The 17,501-nt window shown below is 73.3% G+C and carries 13 protein-coding genes and 3 pseudogenes; 9 read left to right on the forward strand and 7 right to left on the reverse strand.

The genetic code is table 11. From position 1 onward, the window contains the following. From UK82_RS25905 to UK82_RS25910, 3 genes and pseudogenes are all read left to right on the forward strand, one after another. Window positions 1–1,041 (forward strand): CoA transferase (locus tag UK82_RS25905; RefSeq protein ID WP_236706450.1); only part of this gene is annotated, 1,041 nt, incomplete at its 3' end. A gap of 1 nt (window position 1,042) precedes the next feature. Then, a pseudogene (locus UK82_RS40245) lies at window positions 1,043–1,203 on the forward strand (CoA transferase); the annotation flags it as partial. Between the two features lie 301 nt (window positions 1,204–1,504). Continuing rightward, window positions 1,505–2,296 (forward strand): VOC family protein, encoded by a 792-nt coding sequence (locus tag UK82_RS25910; RefSeq protein WP_044885710.1) that lies wholly within the window; start codon window positions 1,505–1,507, stop codon window positions 2,294–2,296. A 68-nt stretch (window positions 2,297–2,364) separates the two neighbouring features. Here UK82_RS25910 and UK82_RS25915 read toward each other — a convergent pair whose 3' ends face one another. From UK82_RS25915 to UK82_RS25925, 3 genes are all read right to left on the reverse strand, one after another. After that, window positions 2,365–3,399 (reverse strand): GntG family PLP-dependent aldolase, encoded by a 1,035-nt coding sequence (locus tag UK82_RS25915; protein WP_396230649.1) that lies wholly within the window; start codon window positions 3,397–3,399, stop codon window positions 2,365–2,367. Window positions 3,400–3,603: 204 nt separating this feature from the next. Beyond that, window positions 3,604–4,683, reverse strand: a complete 1,080-nt coding sequence (locus UK82_RS25920; RefSeq protein WP_044885745.1) for an LLM class flavin-dependent oxidoreductase — start codon at window positions 4,681–4,683, stop codon at window positions 3,604–3,606. A gap of 91 nt (window positions 4,684–4,774) precedes the next feature. Further along, on the reverse strand, window positions 4,775–5,404 hold the full coding sequence (locus UK82_RS25925) for an LUD domain-containing protein (protein ID WP_044885746.1): 630 nt from the start codon (window positions 5,402–5,404) through the stop codon (window positions 4,775–4,777). A gap of 116 nt (window positions 5,405–5,520) precedes the next feature. Between UK82_RS25925 and UK82_RS25930 the strand changes: the two genes are divergently transcribed. Further along, on the forward strand, window positions 5,521–6,012 hold the full coding sequence (locus UK82_RS25930; protein WP_236706451.1) for a helix-turn-helix domain-containing protein: 492 nt from the start codon (window positions 5,521–5,523) through the stop codon (window positions 6,010–6,012). Window positions 6,013–6,324: 312 nt separating this feature from the next. Then, the gene (locus tag UK82_RS25935) at window positions 6,325–7,884 is read left to right on the forward strand and encodes an MFS transporter (RefSeq protein WP_055409876.1); all 1,560 of its coding nucleotides are present in this window, start codon (window positions 6,325–6,327) and stop codon (window positions 7,882–7,884) included. Between the two features lie 63 nt (window positions 7,885–7,947). On the opposite strand, the pseudogene UK82_RS25940 reads toward UK82_RS25935, so the two are convergent. From UK82_RS25940 to UK82_RS25950, 3 genes and pseudogenes are all read right to left on the reverse strand, one after another. Then, window positions 7,948–9,069 (reverse strand): annotated as a pseudogene (locus UK82_RS25940) (ABC transporter substrate-binding protein); the annotation flags it as partial. A gap of 146 nt (window positions 9,070–9,215) precedes the next feature. Further along, window positions 9,216–9,686 (reverse strand): NUDIX hydrolase, encoded by a 471-nt coding sequence (locus tag UK82_RS25945; protein ID WP_044885748.1) that lies wholly within the window; start codon window positions 9,684–9,686, stop codon window positions 9,216–9,218. A 593-nt stretch (window positions 9,687–10,279) separates the two neighbouring features. Then, window positions 10,280–11,902, reverse strand: a pseudogene (locus tag UK82_RS25950) (ABC transporter ATP-binding protein); the annotation flags it as partial. Between the two features lie 39 nt (window positions 11,903–11,941). Here UK82_RS25950 and UK82_RS33785 point away from each other — a divergent pair. The 4 genes from UK82_RS33785 (at window position 11,942) to nudC (ending at window position 16,422) form a co-directional block, all read left to right on the forward strand. Next, window positions 11,942–12,205, forward strand: coding sequence for a hypothetical protein (locus UK82_RS33785; RefSeq protein WP_157871718.1), 264 nt, complete (start codon window positions 11,942–11,944; stop codon window positions 12,203–12,205). A gap of 471 nt (window positions 12,206–12,676) precedes the next feature. Further along, window positions 12,677–13,462, forward strand: a complete 786-nt coding sequence (locus UK82_RS25955; protein WP_055409882.1) for an enoyl-CoA hydratase/isomerase family protein — start codon at window positions 12,677–12,679, stop codon at window positions 13,460–13,462. A 108-nt stretch (window positions 13,463–13,570) separates the two neighbouring features. Beyond that, window positions 13,571–15,262 carry a hypothetical protein gene (locus tag UK82_RS25960; protein ID WP_055409884.1) on the forward strand — a complete coding sequence of 564 codons (1,692 nt, stop codon included), beginning with the start codon at window positions 13,571–13,573 and terminating at the stop codon, window positions 15,260–15,262. Window positions 15,263–15,399: 137 nt separating this feature from the next. Beyond that, window positions 15,400–16,422 carry an NAD(+) diphosphatase gene (nudC, locus tag UK82_RS25965; RefSeq protein ID WP_055409886.1) on the forward strand — a complete coding sequence of 341 codons (1,023 nt, stop codon included), beginning with the start codon at window positions 15,400–15,402 and terminating at the stop codon, window positions 16,420–16,422. 84 nt (window positions 16,423–16,506) lie between these two features. Here the strand turns inward: nudC and UK82_RS25970 are convergent, their stop codons facing one another. Continuing rightward, complete coding sequence (locus UK82_RS25970; protein ID WP_044885717.1) at window positions 16,507–17,361, reverse strand: SAM-dependent methyltransferase; 855 nt, start codon at window positions 17,359–17,361, stop codon at window positions 16,507–16,509. Between the last annotated feature and the right edge of the window lie 140 nt (window positions 17,362–17,501).

The raw sequence follows: 17,501 nt of genomic DNA on the forward strand, positions 1-17,501 counted from the left end.
ATGACCAGACCGTTGGAGGGCGTCCGGGTCCTCGACTTCTCCGAGCACGGCTTCGTGCCGTCGGCCGCCGCGGCGCTGGGCGACTTCGGCGCCGACGTGGTCAAGATCGAGCGGCTGGCCGGCGACGCCATGCGCCGGATCATCGCCAGCGGCCTGGTGGCCACGAAGGACGGCTACGACTTCCAGTTCGAGCTGTTCAACCGCAACAAGCGCGGCATCGCGTTAGACGTCGAGCAGCCCGCGGGCCGCGAGATCTTCGAGAAACTCGTGCGCTGGGCCGAGGTGTACATCACCAACCAGCTTCCCCGGGTCCGGCGCAAGCTGTGCACGGAGCCGGCCGACGTCTTCGCGCTCAACCCGACCATCGTGTACGCGCGTGGGCACGGCCAGGGGCAGCGCGGACCCGACGCCGAGGCCGGCGGTTTCGACGGGGTCTCGTACTGGGCGCGCGGGGGCGTGGCCCACGTCCTGACCGACGCGGACGCGACGCGTCCGACCAGGCAGCGCCCGGCCCTCGGCGACGGCCCCAGCGGAATGTTCCTGGCCGGCGGCATCTGCGCCGGGCTCGTCCACGTGGGGCGGACCGGTAAGGGCATCGTGGTCGACACCTCCCTGCTCGGCTCGGCGGCGTGGACACTCGGGCCCGACCTGGCCTACACCACCCTGGCCGGCGAGCAGATGCCGATGGCGGCCGACGAGCAGGTGTCGCCGCTCGTGCGCCAGTACCGGACGGTCGACGGCCGGTGGGTGTCCCTGATGATGATCGACGAGGCTCGCTACTGGGAGCAGGCCTGCCGGGCGCTCGGCCTGGACGATCTCGTCACCCGTTACCCCGACCCGGCCGCGCGCCGGGCCGGCTGGCCGGTGATCCATGAGCGGATCAACGCGGTCATCACCACGCTCGACCACGCCGAGCTGGAGGCGAAGCTGCGCGCCCAGGGCTGCATCTTCTCGTTCTTCGCGACCCCGATGGAGGTCGTCGCCGATCCGGCGGTGGTCGAGAACGGCTACCTCATGCAGCACCCCGAGCATCCCGACGTCNGGCTCGCGGCCGCTCCGGTGCAGTTCGACGACGAACTGCCGTCGGCCCGGCGCCCGGGACCGACCCTGGGCCAGCACTCCCGCGAGGTCCTCACCGAACTCGGCTACGGCGAGACGGAGATCCTCCGCCTGCTCGACGACAAGGTCATCGCCGAGCCCTGAGCGCGGAATCCTCAGCGTCGAATCCTCAGCGCGGAATCCTGCGTGCCGGGACGTGATCGGCGGCCGCCACCGGCGATCGGTGCCGCGTGGCCCATGCCGGGATGCGCCGATCCGGGCGTGGGTACGCCCAGGTCACAGGCGTTCCGTGCCACCGGTGCCGTCCGGGTCGGCAAGTCCGTCCCGGGTCCGCATCGTGTCTCCGTCGTGGCCTCCGGATGGCGTCCCGCCAGGCGACGACGAAAAACTGTCGGTGGTGGGGTCCAGGGTGGTGGCACGGTTCGCAGCACTCGAAGGAGTCACCATGCCCACGCGAGACACCATCCCGGCCGGCGCCCCCTGTTGGGTCGACCTGATGACCTCCGACGCCGCCGGCGCCAAGGCGTTCTACGGCGAGCTGTTCGGTTGGGGGGCCGAGGAGCCCGCCGCCGAGTTCGGCGGCTACACCAACCTCACGAAGGACGGCGTCCGCGTCGGCGGTCTCATGCCCAAGCAGCCGGGGATGGACGCCCCCGACGGCTGGTCGATCTACCTGTCCACGCCCGACGCGGAGAAGACCGTCACCGCCGCGACCGAGCACGGGGGCGGAGTGATCGTCGGGTCGATGGCCGTGGCCGACCTCGGTGTCATGGCCGTGGTGACCGACCCGGGCGGCGCGGCCGTCGGCCTGTGGCAGCCCGGCCTGCACACCGGCTTCGGCGTCACCGCCGAGCCGGGCGCGCCGGCCTGGTTCGAGCTGCTGACCCGGGACTACAACGCCGCGGTCCCTTTCTACCGCGACGTCTTCGGCTGGGACGTCCACGTCGCCGCCGACACCCCGGAGTTCCGCTACTCGACCTACGGGCCGGGCGACGCCGCGCACGCCGGGATCATGGACGCGAGCGGTTTCCTGCCGGACGGCGTGCCGGCGCACTGGTCGGTGTACTTCGCCACGGCGGACACGGACGCGACGCTGGAGCGGGTCGCCGCGCTCGGCGGCTCGGTCGTCCTGCCGGCGGAGGACACCCCGTACGGCCGCCTCGCCGCGGCCGCCGACCCCACCGGCGCCGTGTTCAAGCTGGTCGGGCCGAACGTCTCCACGCCCGCGGCGAGCTGAGCCTGTTCCGAGCTGGGCCCGCTGCGAGCTGGGTTCCCGGGTTCGGCGTCCCCCGGGGCCGGTCGGTTCTAGGCGGTGGCCGGCTCGGCGCGCAGCAGGCCGGCGAGGACCGAGCCGGCGTGGCGGATGCCCGCGTCGTCGACGTCGAGGTGGGTGACGATCCGCAGGGTGGTCGGGCTGATCGCGCCGATCAGGACGCCCTGCTCCGCTGCGCTGCGGGAGAACCGCCCGGCGTCGGCGACCTTGACGAGCACCATGTTGGTCTCGACCTGCTTGGGGTCCACGTGACCGGGCGCGGCGTCGGCGAGCAGCGCGGCGAGCTCGTCCGCCCGCCGGTGATCCTCGGCGAGGCGTTCGATGTGGTGGTGCAGCGCGTGCAGGCCCGCCGCGGCCAGCACGCCGGACTGGCGCATCGCCCCGCCGAGCCGCCGGCGCCAGTTCCGGACCTCGTCGACCCGACCGGCGTCGCAGATCACCAGCGATCCGACCGGGGCGCCGAGCCCCTTGGACAGGCAGACGGACAGGGTCGTGAACGGCGCCGCGAGCCGGCGTGGTTCGACGGCGCCGGCCACGGCCGCGTTCCACAGCCGGGCGCCGTCGCAGTGCAGGGCGACGCCGGCGGCGGTGGCGAGGTCGCGGAACTGGTCCAGCCGGGCCGGCGCCCAGACCCGCCCGCCGGCCCGGGCGGCGGTGTTCTCCACGGCCAGCACGCTTGTGCGGATCATGTTGTAGTTGCCGCCGACGCTGTGCGAGCGGATCGCCGCGGCGACGTCCGCCAGGTCCGCGGTGTCGACGAGGCCGGGCAGCGTGCGGGTCTGGATTCCGCCGAGTGCGGCCAGGCCACCCATCTCGTAGGTCACGATGTGGGCCTCGGTGTCGGCGATGATCTCGGTGCCGATCTGGGCGCTGGCGCGCAGGGCGACGAAGTTGGCCATGGTCCCGCTCGGCACGAACACGGCCGCGTCGTGGCCGAGCAGGTCCGCGGCGTACTCCTCCAGGGCCCGCACCGACGGGTCCTCGCCGTAGTGGTCGTCGCCGACCTCGGCCTGCGCCATCGCCCGGCGCATCGCCGCAGTCGGCCGGGTCACCGTGTCGCTGCGCAGATCGACCGGCCCGGCCGGCCTGGCCGCAGGTCGACCCGCCGACCGTGAGGCCGCCGCGGCGATCCGGTCGCCACTGCCCGCCGCGTCGTCCGTGGGGATGCCGTCAGGGGAAGCGTCGATGGTCACGGATGGCGATGGTAGTGGCCCATGCACACCGTCTCGCGGGGGCGGGGCCGCCAGGTGCGGGCAGGCCGTGGCCGCTGATCAGTGAGCAGGTCGAGCGGCGCCGCGGCCCTGACGTTCCGGCGGATCGGGGGCCCAGACGGGGGCGGGGAGCTCGGCGCGCAGGGTGGGGGCGACCTCGGCGAAGAAGCGTTCCAGGTGGGCGCGGGTGGTGGCGGGGTCGGTGAGGAAGAAGCCCTCCACCCCGACGCCGAGGACCTGGTTGCCGAAGCGCCGGTGCAGGTCGAGCAGTTTTTCGGTGATCTGGTCGGCGGTGCCGACGAGGGCCGAGCCGTTGTCGATGAAGTCCTCCAACGAGTCGAACGGAAAGTGGTTCTGCCGGGCCACCGGGAGGTCGCGGAACGCGGCGAAGGCGGGGCGGGCGAGCGCGAGGGCGTCCTGCGAGCGGTCCGTGATGATCGGGGAGTGCACGCCGAGAGCGAGCGGCGTGGCGGCCGGGTCGTGACCGTGGTGGGCGAGCCGATCGCGGTAGCGCTGGACGAGCGCGAGGTAGTGGTCGGTGCGGCGGAAGCCGTTCGCCGAGTACAACGGGTCGCCCCAGCGGGCGGCGAGGTCGGTCGACCGCTCGCTGGACGCCGAGCCGTGCCAGACGCGCGGCGCTGGCTGCTGCAACGGCCGCGGGCGGGTGGTCGCCCCGTGCAGCGGCGGGCGGAAGCGGCCTGTCCAGGTCACGTTCTCCTCCCGCCACAGCCGGCGGAACAGCTCGTAGTTCTCCGCCAGCCGATCCCAGAGCTCGGCGGCGTCGACGCCGAACATGCCCGGTGAGACCGGATCGTTGCCCTTGCCGATGATCAGGTCGAGGCGCCCGTCGCTGAGATGGTCGAGGGTGGCGTACTCCTCGGCGGCGCGGACCGGGTCGGCCAGGGAGAGCACGGCGACGGTGGTGACCAGCCGGATCCGGCTGGTCCGAGCGGCGATGTGGGCGAGCAGGACGGCGGGGGCGGACGACAGGAACGCGGGATTGTGCCGCTCGCCGACGCCGAACGCGTCGTAACCCACGCCCTCGGCCCAGGCCGCGAGGTCGACCAGAGCCCGCAGCCGCTCCCGCTCGTACTCCGCCGCCGGCGAGGACCGCGCTGTCGTCGAGGCGGGCGTCGTCATCGTCACGGCGGGGCCGCTATCGCGTGCCGCCAGCGTGCTGGCCAGGAATTTCACGCCGCTTCGCCACCGGCGCGCGCGTCGGGCGACACGGTCAGAAGCCCAGCGTCTCGCGGACCAGGACGATGGTGGCGCGTTCCGGGAGGGCCTCCCGTTCCACGATGAGGATCTTGCCGATGAACGAGCTCTGGCCGTAGAGATCCCGCAACCGCTGCCACTCCCGGGGCAGGCTGTAGGCATGGACGCGGCGGATCCCGGTCGCCAGGTCCGGCACCACCTTCTGCGCCCCGACCACCCAGATCACCCGGCGGGCGCCCGAGGCGTACGGCGCGAGCTGGCTGCCGCTGGCCGAGCCGACGACGAGCTGGCCATCCTCCGTCATCGCGTGCACGCTGCCAACGACCACGTCGGGCAGGGCCCCGAGCCGGATCTGGGCGACCACGTCGGCCCCCGGCGACGGAGCGCCACGCCGGACCGACCGGAACTCGCCGGACTCGTCGATGTCCGCCGCGATGCCGGACAGGCGCAGCGTCTCGCTGGCGGCGGTGAAGATCTCCTCGTCCCGAGGGAGCAGCTCCCGGACGAGTTGGCGGGCCTGCTCGGCGGTGTCCACGAGGTGGACGAGATAGCCGCGCTCGCGGAGGTTCGCGGCCGCCCGGTCGAGCCGCGCCGCGTCGGCCGGGACCGCGAACGCCTCGTCGAGCGGGGGTGTCAGGGTGGTCATGGTGGTCACTCCGATGCGGGTTGATGGTTCCTTCTGGTAACTGGACCGATTCTGCGGAACCATCGAGTGCCTCGGAAGACGGCACTATTTTCTGCCTCGGTGACGTGGAGGTAACCATGCGCGCGAAGTCCGCCGTCGGCGACGAGGGTGGCCCGAGCGGCGATGGGGATGGCCGGAACGGCGGTGTGGTCGGCCGGAACGGCGGTGTGGTCGGCCGGAACGGCGGCGGGCCGGCCGACACGCGGGCGGCGGCGGTCCTGGCGGTCCGCGACGATGCGACGTGCCGGGTCCGCGAGATCCTCGACCGGGTCGGCGACAAGTGGACGCTGGCGGTGGTCAGCGAGCTCGGTCGGGGCAGCCACCGGTTCACCGAGCTGCGGCGGGCCGTGCCGGGCATCAGCCAACGCATGCTGACCTCGACCCTGCGCGGGCTTGAACGCGACGGACTGGTCCGCCGGACCGTGCATCCGGTCGTCCCGCCGCGGGTCGACTACGAGCTGACCGAGCTCGGCCGGACGCTGCTTGACACGGCCTGGGCGCTGATGAGCTGGGCCCTGGAACACCTGGACCAGATCGACGACGCGCGCCGGGAGTACGACGGGCGTTGACCTCAGGCGCCGGACAGCAGCGGGGCCAGCCGTTCGAGCTGGTCGACGGCGGCCGGCAGGCCGACGCCGAGCGGTAGGCACCCGAGGCCCCTCGGCCTCCTCATCCCCTTCCGCCGCCCGGCCCCGCAAGGTCCCGCCCGACGGTGCGGCATTACCTCGCGCGTCATCGACGGGATGTGCGGGTGGCCGGAGGATCGGCGCGGCGGGGAGGTTCCCTCGCCGCCACCGATCCGATTCCGTTCTCGGCACCGATCGGCCGGCCGCTCGCGTGGGCGGCGCCGCCGTGGGGATGCCGGCTGCTCTGGGAGATCCGTGACCTCGTTTACGCAAGCTCCGCCGCGGACCGACGGTGCGCAAACGGCCGGCTGGCTGCCACTGGTCGTGGTGCTCGCCGGCACGTTCGTCACCTTCCTCGACTTCTTCATCGTCAACGTCGCGCTGCCGTCGATCGAGACGGACCTGGCCGCCGGGTCGGCGACGCTGTCGCTCGTCGTCGCCGGCTACGGGCTCACCTTCGCGGTCGGAATGATCACCGGCGGGCGGCTGGGCGATCTCTACGGCCGACGCCGGATGTTCCTGGTGGGGCTCGGGCTGTTCACCCTCACGTCGGCGGCCTGCGGCCTCGCTCCGAACGCCGAGGTGCTCGTGGTTGCCCGGTTCCTGCAGGGCGCCGCCGGCGCGCTGCTCACCCCGCAGGTGCTGGCCATCCTCGGCACCCTGTACGCCGGGCGGCGCCGGGGGCCGGCGTTCGCGGCCTACGGGTTCGCGATGGGGATCGCCGGGGTCCTCGGCCAGCTCATCGGCGGCGCGCTCATCGAGGCGGACCTCGCCGGCTCGGGCTGGCGGGCCGTGTTCCTCATCAACGTGCCGGTCGGCCTGCTCGCCCTGCCCGCCGCCCGGCGCGTCCTGCCGGAGTCGCGCGGCCCCCGGGCGCGGCTGGACCTGGCCGGCGTCGCGCTCGTGACCGTGGCCGCGACCCTGCTCGTCCTGCCGCTGGTGGAGGGGCGCGAACACGGCTGGCCGGGATGGGTGTGGTGCTGCCTGGCCGCCGCGCCGGTCGTGGCCGGCGGGTTCGTCGCCCGCCAGCGCCGGCTCGCCGCCCGCGGCGGGGCGCCGCTGATCGACCTCGGCCTGTTCCGGCATCGCGCCTTCGCGGCCGGCACGTGCGTCGCGCTGGGGTTCGCCCTGATCCCGAGTTCGTTCTTCTTCGTCCTCGCGCTCCACCTCCAGCAGGGACGCGGCTACGGTGCGCTGTTCTCCGGGATCGTCTTCGCCGCCGTCGGCGCCGGCTACATGCTGGCGATGTTCCTGGCCGGGCCGCTCGGCGACCGGCTTGGTCACCGGGTCCTCGCGGTGGGCGCCCTCGGCGTCGCCGCCGGCTGCGCGCTGCTCGTGGTCACCGCGTCGGCGGCGAGCGCCCTCGCGATGGTCCCCGGGCTCGCGGTGACCGGGCTCGGCATCGGCCTGGTGCTCGTCCCGCTGTCCTCGACGGTGCTGGCGGGCATCGACCCGCGCCATGCGGGCGCCGCGGCGGGGGTGCTGTCCATGGCGCAGCAGACCGGCGGCGCGCTGGGGGTCGCCGTGATCGGCGTGGTGTTCTTCGGCGCGGGGTCGGCCGAGGGCGCGTTCACGGCGAGCCTGCGGGTGCTGGTCGGGGTCGCCATCGCCGTGGCTGCTCTCACCCGGCTGCTGCGTCCGAGCGCAGCAGCCGGGCGGACCAGCCGGGTGGGGGTGCCGGGGGCGGCGTCGGATTCGGCGCCGACGGGACGGATGACGGGTGCGGGATCAGCCGCCGAACAGGCTGGCCGAGTCCGCGGTCCGGTAGTCGGTCGCCTTGGTGCCCTTGACCGTGGCGACGACCGAGCCCGTTGAACACAGCGCCTTCAGGCTCGGGACGGCGGTGCCGTCGCAGGTGAACGTCAGCCCGTCGCCGGNCGGTAGCACGACGTCCTTGGCGGCCTTGAGCGTGCTGGTCACGGAGGCGGGGGTGACGTCTCCGGTGAGGCCCTTGAGGGCGCGGACGAGGCCCAGCAGGTTCTGGTAGCCGGTCACCGCGTAGCCGTCGAGGGCTGTCTTCGGCGCGTACCTGCCCATCACCGTCCGGTAGAGCCGGGACTCGGCGTTGTCACTCTCGGTGTCACCCGGGGTGAACAGCGTCGCGCCGTCCAGCGCGCCGGGGGCGGCGTCCTCGACGGTCTTCGACAGGCACGGCTGGATGACGAACTTCGGCTGGGTGGCGTTGACCGCGACCAGGCCCTTGAGCACGGTGCTGCAGAAGGTCCCCTCCCCGACGAGGATCACGGCGCCGGGCTTCTTGCCGATCGCCGCGGTGACCTGGGAGGTGGCATCCGGCGTGCCGAGCGGGATCGGGACGATGTCGAGGCCGACGCCGGCCTTGGCGAACACCGGCTTGCCCAATGCGTTCGCGCCCGCGGTCACGGCGGGGGCGTCCGTGACGAACAGGGAGACGCTCTTGTAGCCCTTGTCCTTGGCGGTCTGCGCCATGACGCCGAGCGTCGCCGGGAAGCCACCGGTCCAGGAGAAGGCGCCGTCGGTGACGAACTCGGTGCCGCTGGCCGCCACGCCCGTCGTGTAGGGGATCCTGGCGCCGGTGATGACCGGGACCATCGAGTCGGCGAAGGCCGTGGTGCCGATGTTCACGGCGGTGACCTTCTGTTCGACCATCTCGTTGGCGCAGGTGCGGGCGGAGGCCGCGTCCTCCTGCGACTTGCAGACGACGAGCTGGATGGGCCGCCCGCCGATGCCGCCGAGGTAGTCGTTGGCGTAGGCGGTGGCCGCCTGGGCGCCCTCGCGGACCTCGGGCAGGGACACCGCGCTGCCGCCCTCCGCGGTGATGAAACCGATCTTCACCGGCGCACCCGCCGCCTTCGTGCCCGGGGGGAGCGTCGCGGTCGACCCGGCCGCCGGGGTCGCGCCCCCGGCGCCTCCGCCGCCCCCGCTGCCTCCGTCGCTGCCGCACGCGGCCGGTAACAGGCCCAGGCCGACGGCCAGGAGCGCCGCTCCCACCCGTGCCCGGCGCGGACGCCTCCCCCACATACCTGTGCTGCCCACAGCCCCTCCATCTCGTCCACTCGGCCCGTCGGAAGGGCTCGGCGGCGAGAGCCGGGTATGTTACCCAGCTCACATGGTGAGCTATGTTATCCAGGTGATAGATCCGGTCAAGGGGGTCGGCCGTCGACGGATCACCCGGCAGGGGCGCCGTCCTCCAGGTAGACGGGCAGGAGCGAGGCTGCCAGGCACGCGGCGATCCGACGGGACAGGCGCGCCGCCGCCCGCTCGGCGACCTCGGCGGGAGTGCAGTACCGGGCCGAGCGGATCTCCGCGGCCTGCAGGACGAGCGCGTCCACCGGGATCGGCGGACCGTCCACGGCGAACAGGAACCGCAGCGCGTCCGCCCGGCGCGGGGTGGCGGCGAGGTGGTCGACGCAGATCAGCCGCCCGACCGGCAGGTCGAGCCCGAGCTCCTCGCCCAGCTCGCGCTGCGCGGTCTGCCGCGGGGACTCGCCGGGCTCGGCGATCCCGCCGGGGACCTCCCAGTTCGGCTTGTACGTCGGCTCCACCAGCAGCACCCGCCCGGCGTCGTCGAGCAGCAGACAGCCGGCCGCCACCGCCTTCCTCGACCGGGCCACGTAGTCGTCGAGCAACGCCGTCATGGCCGGCACGCTACCGCTCGTTGATCGGGTCTCCGGCCCGAACGCCGCACCTGACGTGCCGGAAAGTCGCCGGCAGTCCTGCCCGAGCGGCGTGCGACGGCCTTTTCCGGTGGCTCTTTCGGGTTACCGCCTTCGGGTTACCGCCGCGCCGGCGTCGCCCGGCGGGTGGAACGGCCCGGGGAGGTGGAACGGCCCGGGGAGGTGGAACGGCCCGGGGAGGTAGCCGGCACAGTTCCGATCCGGATGCCGGTGGTGTGCGTCCGGTCCCGCAGCGGGCGGCCGGGCTGCTCGCAGGACTCGTTCCCGGTGTGGGCCTCCCCGGTGTGGGCCTCCCCGGTGTGCGGCTCCCCGGTATGCGTCCGTTCCCAGGCTCCGCTGCCCGCGCGTGGCCTGTGGCCGGCCCTCGGGTCGAGGACCCCGCCCCGGTCGAGGACCCCGTCCCGGTCGAGGACCCCGTCCCGGTCGAGGACCCCGTCCCGGTCGAGGACCCCGCCCCGGTCGAGGACCCCGCCCCGGTCGAGCACGATGAGCGCGTCGGCCTGGGCCACCAGGCGCGTGTCATGGGTGATCACCAGGACGGTCCGGCGGGCGGNGAGCCGGCGCAGGGAGTGCACCACGAGCCCGGCGACGTCGTCGTCGAGCCCTGCGGTCGGCTCGTCGAGGATGAGGACGGGCGAGTCGCGCAGCAGTGCCCGCGCGATCGCGACCCGTCGCCGCTGCCCCCCGGACAGTCGTCGGCCGCTCTGACCGAGCGGCGTCTCGTAGCCGTCGGGCAGCCGGAGCGCGAAGCCGTGCACCCCGGCGGCGCGCGCGGCCGCGACGACCCGGTCGGGGTCGGCGTCCGGGATGCTCCAGGTGAGGTTCTGCCACAGCGTGCCGTCGACGAGCTGGCTGTCCTGGGCCACCACCGTCACCGCCCGGCGCAGCGACGCCAGGGTGATGTCACGCAGGTCCTGCCCGTCGAGCAGCACGCGCCCCGCCGACGGGTCGTGCAGCCGCACCATGAGTTTCGTCAACGTCGACTTCCCCACGCCGCTGGGGCCGGTGAGCACGGACAGCTCGCCGGGACGCAGAGTGAACGAGACGTCGTCGAGGGTCGGGCGGGTCGCCTCCGGGTAGGCCAGGCTGACCCGTTCGAAGCGGAGGTGCCCGCGCACCCGCTGCAGCGGCCGGGCGTCAGGGTGATCCTCGACCTCCGCGGGATGGTCGAGCAGCTCGATGATCCGCTCGCCGGAGCTCACCGCGGTGCCGACCGACACGACGAGTTCGCCGAGCTCCTGCACCGGGCCGTACAGGTAGCCGAGGAAGCCGGCGAAGGACAGCAGGCCACCGACGGTCAGCCGGCCCGCGGAGATCTCCCAGGTGCCCATGTACAGCACGGCCAGCACGAAGACCGTCTCCAGCAGCGTGGCCAGCACGGCGTTCGCCGTCGCCATCCGGTAGGCGACCAGCCGGGCCTCGAACCAGGCCATGCCGTGCTGGCGCAGCCGCCGCCGTTCGTGCTTCGCCATCCCGTGCGTCTGGATGAGGGAGTTGGCGGTGATGTTCTCCTCGACCACGGCGGCGATGCGGCCCTCGGCGGCCCGCTCCTCCTGCGCGACCTCGTGCACCCGGCCCGCGAGCCGGCGAGTGAGCAGCCAGTACAACGGTGCCGCGGCGCAGGCCAGCAGCGCCAGGTCCCAGCGCAGTACGAAGGCGGCCGCGGTGAAGCACACCGCGCCGCAGGCGGCCGTGGTCGCTCCCACCAGCCCGCTGGCGGCGAGCTCGTCGACGGCGTCGACGTCCGAACCGAACCGGGTCATCAGATCACCGGCCGGCCGCTCGGCGAAGAAGGCCGGTGACATGGTGTGCAGGCGGTCGAGCATCAGCTCGCGCAGCCGGGTCAGCAGCCGGCCCGACGCCTTCGCCTGCAGGCAGTGGCCCACGTAGGAGCAGGCGCCGCCGGCGACGGCGACGGCGAGCCACAGGACCGCCGGCATGAGGAAGGCCTGCGGCGAGGCCTGGACGAGCGCGGAGTCGGTGAGCCGGCCGAACAGCCAGACTGTCACGGTCTCGCCGGCCGTGCTGGCCAGGACCAGTGCCGTCGCCGCGAGGAGCAGGCCGCGCTCGGGTCGGACAAGCGGGAGCAGCCGCCGCAGCACCCGGCGGGCCGCAGCGGTTCCGCTTTCGTCCGCGGCCGCGCCGGCCGCGGTACGCGCCGCGTGTCGCGCGGACATCTGTGCCGCCCTTCCCGGCGGACCCGGGGTGCGGCGACCATGGTCGCCGCACCCCGAGCTGTCACCGCTGAATCGCTCTTACCGCTGAATCGTTCTTACCCGTGGAACGGCTTCTTCGGCAGCGGAGGAGGCAGCGGCTTCTTGTGCTTCTTCGGCTTCGGCGGCGGCGGAAGAATCTTCTTGAGTGGCATTGTCGAATTCCCTTCTGATTTGTCGACGGTATTGCCGACCGGAATCCACGATAGTGCGCCGGAGGGGATTTCTCCTGTGGATTGCCTGGGTGTTCCTGTGGCTTCGCTGTGATGGTGGAAATCACAGCGATGATTTTCGAGAGGATTTCGATCCGGTGTTCATGGAGGGCCCCTGTTTGCGCTGGGTGGGATTTCTGATGCCGAGTGTCGCGAGATCCGCACGGTGTGCGGTCGATTGGTTTCGGATCGTGAGAGGGGTGGCGGTGGCGATCGGCGGTGGCGATCGGCGGCGAAGGATCGGCGCAGGCGGCGGCGAAGGTCGGAAAGCCTGCGCGGCGGCGCCGGGGGGACGGGACCCGAGGGGGGTGGCCCGAACCGGGGATGGGGAGGGAGCGGACGGAGTCCGGGCGGGCGGGCATGAGACGGGCGGCGAGGGTCGGTTGCTGGTAGGTCTGTCAGGACAAGTCCGGCGCGGCCGGCGGAGACCGGCGTCCGTGGGCCGCGTGCCCACGAGTTCCGGTGAAGGCAGGACCTGCGGACGCAGGCAACCCATGAAGGCTCGACCCGTGGAACGGAGACACCGATGAGCCCGCAGTTCCGGACGCTGAAGTTCGAGCGTGACGGCGGAGTGGCCCGGATCACCCTGGACCGCCCCGACGCCGCGAACGGCGTCAATCAGGAGATGGCCGCGGAGCTGGCGCGGGCGGCGGCCGTCTGCGACGGCGACCCGTCGGTCCGGGCCGTGCTGCTGACCGCGACCGGCCGTTTCTTCACCGCCGGCGGCGACGTGAAGGAGATGGCGGACCACGGCGACCGCATCGGCGTGGAAATCAAGAAGCTCGCCGACGACCTGCACCGGGCCGCGTCGATCTTCACGCGGATGAACGCGCCGCTGATCGTCGCCGTCAACGGCGTCGCCGCGGGTGCGGGGGTCAGCATCGTGGCCGCCGGCGACCTGGTCCTCGCGGCCGACTCCGCCACCTTCACCATGGCCTACACCAACGTGGGGCTCAGCCCGGACGGCAGTTCCTCCTACGCGCTGCCCCGGTTGATGGGGTTGCGCCGCACGCAGGAGTTCATGTTCCTCAACCGCCGGCTGTCCGCCGCCGAGGCGCTCGAATGGGGGCTGGTCACCCGGGTCGTGCCGGCCGAGGAGCTCGCCGGTGAGGCGACGGCGCTGGCGCAGCGGATCGCGGCGGGTCCGGCCGACTCACACGGGGCCATCAAGCGCCTGCTGGTGCAGACGTTCGCCAACGGCCTGGAGACGCAGATGGAGCTGGAGGCGCGCGAGATCGCGCGCAGCGCGGTCGGCGACGGCCGGGAGGGCATCACGGCCTTCGTCGAGAAGCGCGCCCCGAAGTTCACCTGACCGCAGCGTCGCCGCGGCCGTCCGGCCCATACAGCTCCGCGCACGTCCTGATATGACTTCTCCACCCGAAATCACCGCCGGTGGGCGGTCGGATGCGAGGAGCGCACCTTGGAGAGCCTGCGGCGGTGCGCCGGAGAGCAGGTCGAAGCGTCCGGTCGCACCCGTGGGCAACGGCGACGCCGGCTGCGGCGGATCGCGGCCGCCGCCGGCCTGGCCGGTCTCGTCCTCGGCGCCTGCTCCAACGGTGCCGGCCTCGGCGAGGCTCCCGATACGACCGGCGCTGGAGCCAGCGCCGACGCCGGGGACGGGTCGTGGCACGGCGCCACAGAGGTCGCCGGGCGGTGGCGCAGCGGCATCCGCGCGGTGGAGTCGCCGCTCGCCGCCGACGACTCCGTCGTCTTCCACGCGCTGACAGCGGCGGGCGACTTCGAGATGGTGAGCCTCGATCCAGGCTCGGGCCGGCGGCGGTGGACGGCCCCGGCAAGCCCGTCGCGGGTGCCGCTGGGGGTGGGGCTGCGCACCATGACGCTGTCCGGCGGCAGGGTCGTCGTCTGGATGGAACCCGGGCAACCGGTCTCGGCCGGCACGGTGACGGCGGGCGGCGTGTCCGTGGTCGCCGCGGAGGCCAGATCCGGCCGCCGACTGTGGTCCTATGGCGACGGGCGCCTCGAGCTGCCGTCCGCGCCGGAGATCTGCGGGGACGGTGACGTCTGCGTGCCAGCCGGCAACGGGTCGGGTCCGATCATCCTGGACGGTCGCACCGGTGCGCCACGCAACTCCACGGCGGAACCCGCGAACCTCGCGGGCCCCGGCCAGATCCAGCGCCCGCTCCACCATCCCGATCCGGCGACCCCGACCAGGCCCACGATCATGACGGCCTCGATCGTGACGGCGTCCACCGTGACGGCGTCCACCGTGACGGCATCCACCGTCGAGGCCGAGACCGCGCCGAACCCGAGATACTTCCGCTCCATCGGCGCCGGGCTCTACGACAACGGACGGGACCTGATCGCCTACACCGAGGCCGGGGCCGAGCGCTGGCGGCGGCCCTACGCGACCCTGTTCCGAGGCCTGAACGTGAGCCCCGGCTACGGTTGGAAGGTCGGCCTGAGCAACGACCTCTACGTCGTGTCGCTGGGTTACGTCCCGTCGCCCGAGCAGCTCGCTGCGGACCGGTCCGGCGCCCCGCTGACCCGGGACGCAGCCAGGCTGTGGGCAACCGCCGCCTTCGACGCGCAGACCGGCGAGACACTGTGGGTCGCGCCGACGGCCACGACGTACTGCGGCGGCCTGGACACCGACATCCGCAATCCGATCCGGTGCACGTACGCAGGCACCGTTCGGTACGGCGCGCAGGATTCCTCGGTCGAGGGCGTGCAGGTCACGGTGGAGGGATTCGGGGTCGAGAGCGGGCGGACGACCTGGCGGTGGGTGGCCGGGGCGGTTCCGGGCCTCGTCTTCGGCACCGCGACGGGCTCGCCGGACATCCTGCGGGTCGACGACACCCGCTACGCCGTCCGGACCCCGCAGCGGACGATTCTGCTCGACGTCGCGAACGGCCCGCTGGACGACCCGCCCCCGGCACCCGGGTGGTGTTTCACGGGCGCCCTGGCGAAGCCCGGCTTCACCATCAAGGGAACCGGCGATGCCCAGTACAAGGACGAGCGCTGGTATCCGTGCGCCGGGGGCGGAGCAGTCGATGTTCCCAGCACGACCCCGCGGTTCGCCGGCGCGCTCGTCGGCAACATGTACGCCTGGCGTGACGCCGACGGCCAGGTCCGCGGCGGCCACGTGGGCTGACTGTCGTCGGCGTCCCGTGAATCCCCGGGCCGACGAGGTCTACTCCCAGCGGTCGACCGGCCAGCCGACTCGGGTGAGGGGGTGCCGGGGGCGGCATACCGTTTACCTGCGCGCGGGTTCTACTGGAGGATGCCACTGTGACTGACTTCGGGCTGGTTCGGCCGCCTGTCCTGGCGGGGGCCGCCCTGCTGCGGGACGAGCCTCTGCGGCAGGACACCGGGCGGCAGAAGGAGGCCTGGGCGACGGCCCGGGTCGTCCTCGTCGACGAGGAGGGCCGCAGCCCCGTGCGGTGGGGGCCGCCGGTCGACGGGTCCGGCGCCGACGCGGTGCCCGGCGCCGACGCGGTGCCCGGCGTCGACGACGCGGGCGCCAACCCCAGGCTGTGGATGCCGCCGGCGACCGAGGTCGCTGGTTCCCCGCCGCCGGACGCGCTGCTGCTCGGCGAGGCCGACGGGGTCGCGTACTGGGCGGTGCGCGGCGGCGCGGAGCAGACCGCGGCCGGCGACGAGGTCCGGTGGCTCAACCTGTTCTCGGTCGGCGCCGAGCTCGGCGAACGCGACGCTGCGCTGCTGGCCGCGGGGGTTGCCCTGCTGAACTGGCACGGCCGGGCCCAGTTCTGCGCCCATGACGGTTCGCCGACCCGGCTGGCCAACGCCGGCTGGGCGCGCGTCTGCGAGGCGCAGCACCACGAGGAGTACCCGCGGACGGACCCGGCGGTGATCTGCCTGGTGCACGACGGCGCGGATCGGATGCTGCTCGGCCGCCATCGGGCCTGGCCGGCGGGCCGCTTCTCGGTGCTCGCCGGCTTCGTCGAGGCGGGCGAGTCGCTGGAGGCGTGCGTGGCGCGCGAGATCGGCGAGGAGGTGGGGCTCGACGTCACCGACATCCGCTACCTCGGCAGCCAGGCCTGGCCGTTCCCGCGGTCCCTGATGCTCGGCTTCCACGCGGTGGCCGATCCCGCCCAGCCGCTGCGCCTGGACGAGACGGAGATCAGTGAGGCGCTGTGGGTGACCCGCGACGAGGTGCGCGAGGCCCTGGCCCGCGGCGACGGCTGGGCCACCGCGGACGATTCACCCGCGACCGCCACCCCGCCGATCCGCCTGCCCGGCCGGATGTCCATCGCCCGCACCATGATCGACTCCTGGTCTGCCGCCGGCTGACCGATCCGGCAGCCCCGCAACCACGATGCGGTCCATCGGGTTGCGGCCGGCCACCGCGGTCAGCGCATCATGGCGGTCGGCGCATCATGGCTTGCGCGCGATGCCGCCGTAGACGCTGACCTGCGCGTCGGTGAGGTCCTCGGTGGTGGGGTCGGGGCGCCAGCGGTGGACGACCTGGACGCCCGGGTCGATGAGCTCCAGGCCGTCGAAGAAGCGCTCCACCTCGGCGCGGTGGCGCAGGCGCATCGTGACGCCGCGGCTGCGGTAGGTCTCCGCGGCCGGTTCGAACGTCGGGTCGTGGTCGCCGGTCGCGTTCGTCAGTGCGAGGTAACTACCGGACGGGAGTGCGTCGACGAGCCGGCGGACGATGCCGTACGGGTCGTCCGCGTCGTCGATGAAGTGGAAGATCGCGATGAGGGAGAGCGCGACCGGCTTCGTCAGGTCGAGGGTGCCGCGCAGCTCGGGGGAGGCGAGGATGCGCTCGGGGTCGCGGATGTCGGCGTCGAGGTAGGCGGTGCGGCCCTGCGCGGTGCTGGTCAGCAGCGCCCGGGCGTGGGCGAGGACGATCGGGTCGTTGTCGGCGTAGACGACGCGGGTGTCCGGCGCGATGCCCTGCGCGACCTCGTGCAGGTTCGGCGAGGTGGGGATGCCGGTGCCGATGTCGAGGAACTGGCGGACGCCGACCTCACCGACGAGGTGGCGCACGGCCCGGATCAGGAACGCGCGGTTCTGCCGGGCGGCGTTGCGGGTGTTCGGGAACGCGGCGATGGCCTGCTCGGCGGTCTCCCGGTCGGCGGGGAAGTTGTCCTTCCCGCCGAGGTAGTAGTCGTACATCCGGGCCGGATGGGGAACCCCGGTGTTCAGGTCCGCCGGCTGGACGTCCGCCGCCACCGGCGTGAACCAGCCCGTCCCGGTCGTGCCCGCCCCGGCCTCGCTCATCGCCGTCGACCCCCTACGTTTCGGCGCGATCGTCCCGAATCACCTTAGACGGGAGGGGACGCCGGAGGGACCGGCGGTCCGCGTGCACCGCCCGCCGCCGCGTCCGGACCGGCGCCGTCCGGTGCCGGCGGTGGACGGCC

It is taken from the genome of Frankia sp. ACN1ag (assembly GCF_001414035.1).
GTDB lineage: Bacteria > Actinomycetota > Actinomycetes > Frankiales > Frankiaceae > Frankia > Frankia torreyi.

Coding starts and splice junctions, on each gene's coding strand:
- UK82_RS25910 (WP_044885710.1), top strand. CDS start 1,505: ATGCCCACGCGAGACACCATCCCGGCCGGCGCCCCCTGTTGGGTCGAC.
- UK82_RS25920 (WP_044885745.1), bottom strand. CDS start 4,683: ATGACGACGCCCGCCTCGACGACAGCGCGGTCCTCGCCGGCGGCGGAG.
- UK82_RS25925 (WP_044885746.1), bottom strand. CDS start 5,404: ATGACCACCCTGACACCCCCGCTCGACGAGGCGTTCGCGGTCCCGGCC.
- UK82_RS25930 (WP_236706451.1), top strand. CDS start 5,521: ATGCGCGCGAAGTCCGCCGTCGGCGACGAGGGTGGCCCGAGCGGCGAT.
- UK82_RS25945 (WP_044885748.1), bottom strand. CDS start 9,686: ATGACGGCGTTGCTCGACGACTACGTGGCCCGGTCGAGGAAGGCGGTG.
- UK82_RS33785 (WP_157871718.1), top strand. CDS start 11,942: ATGGTCGCCGCACCCCGAGCTGTCACCGCTGAATCGCTCTTACCGCTG.
- UK82_RS25955 (WP_055409882.1), top strand. CDS start 12,677: ATGAGCCCGCAGTTCCGGACGCTGAAGTTCGAGCGTGACGGCGGAGTG.
- UK82_RS25970 (WP_044885717.1), bottom strand. CDS start 17,361: ATGAGCGAGGCCGGGGCGGGCACGACCGGGACGGGCTGGTTCACGCCG.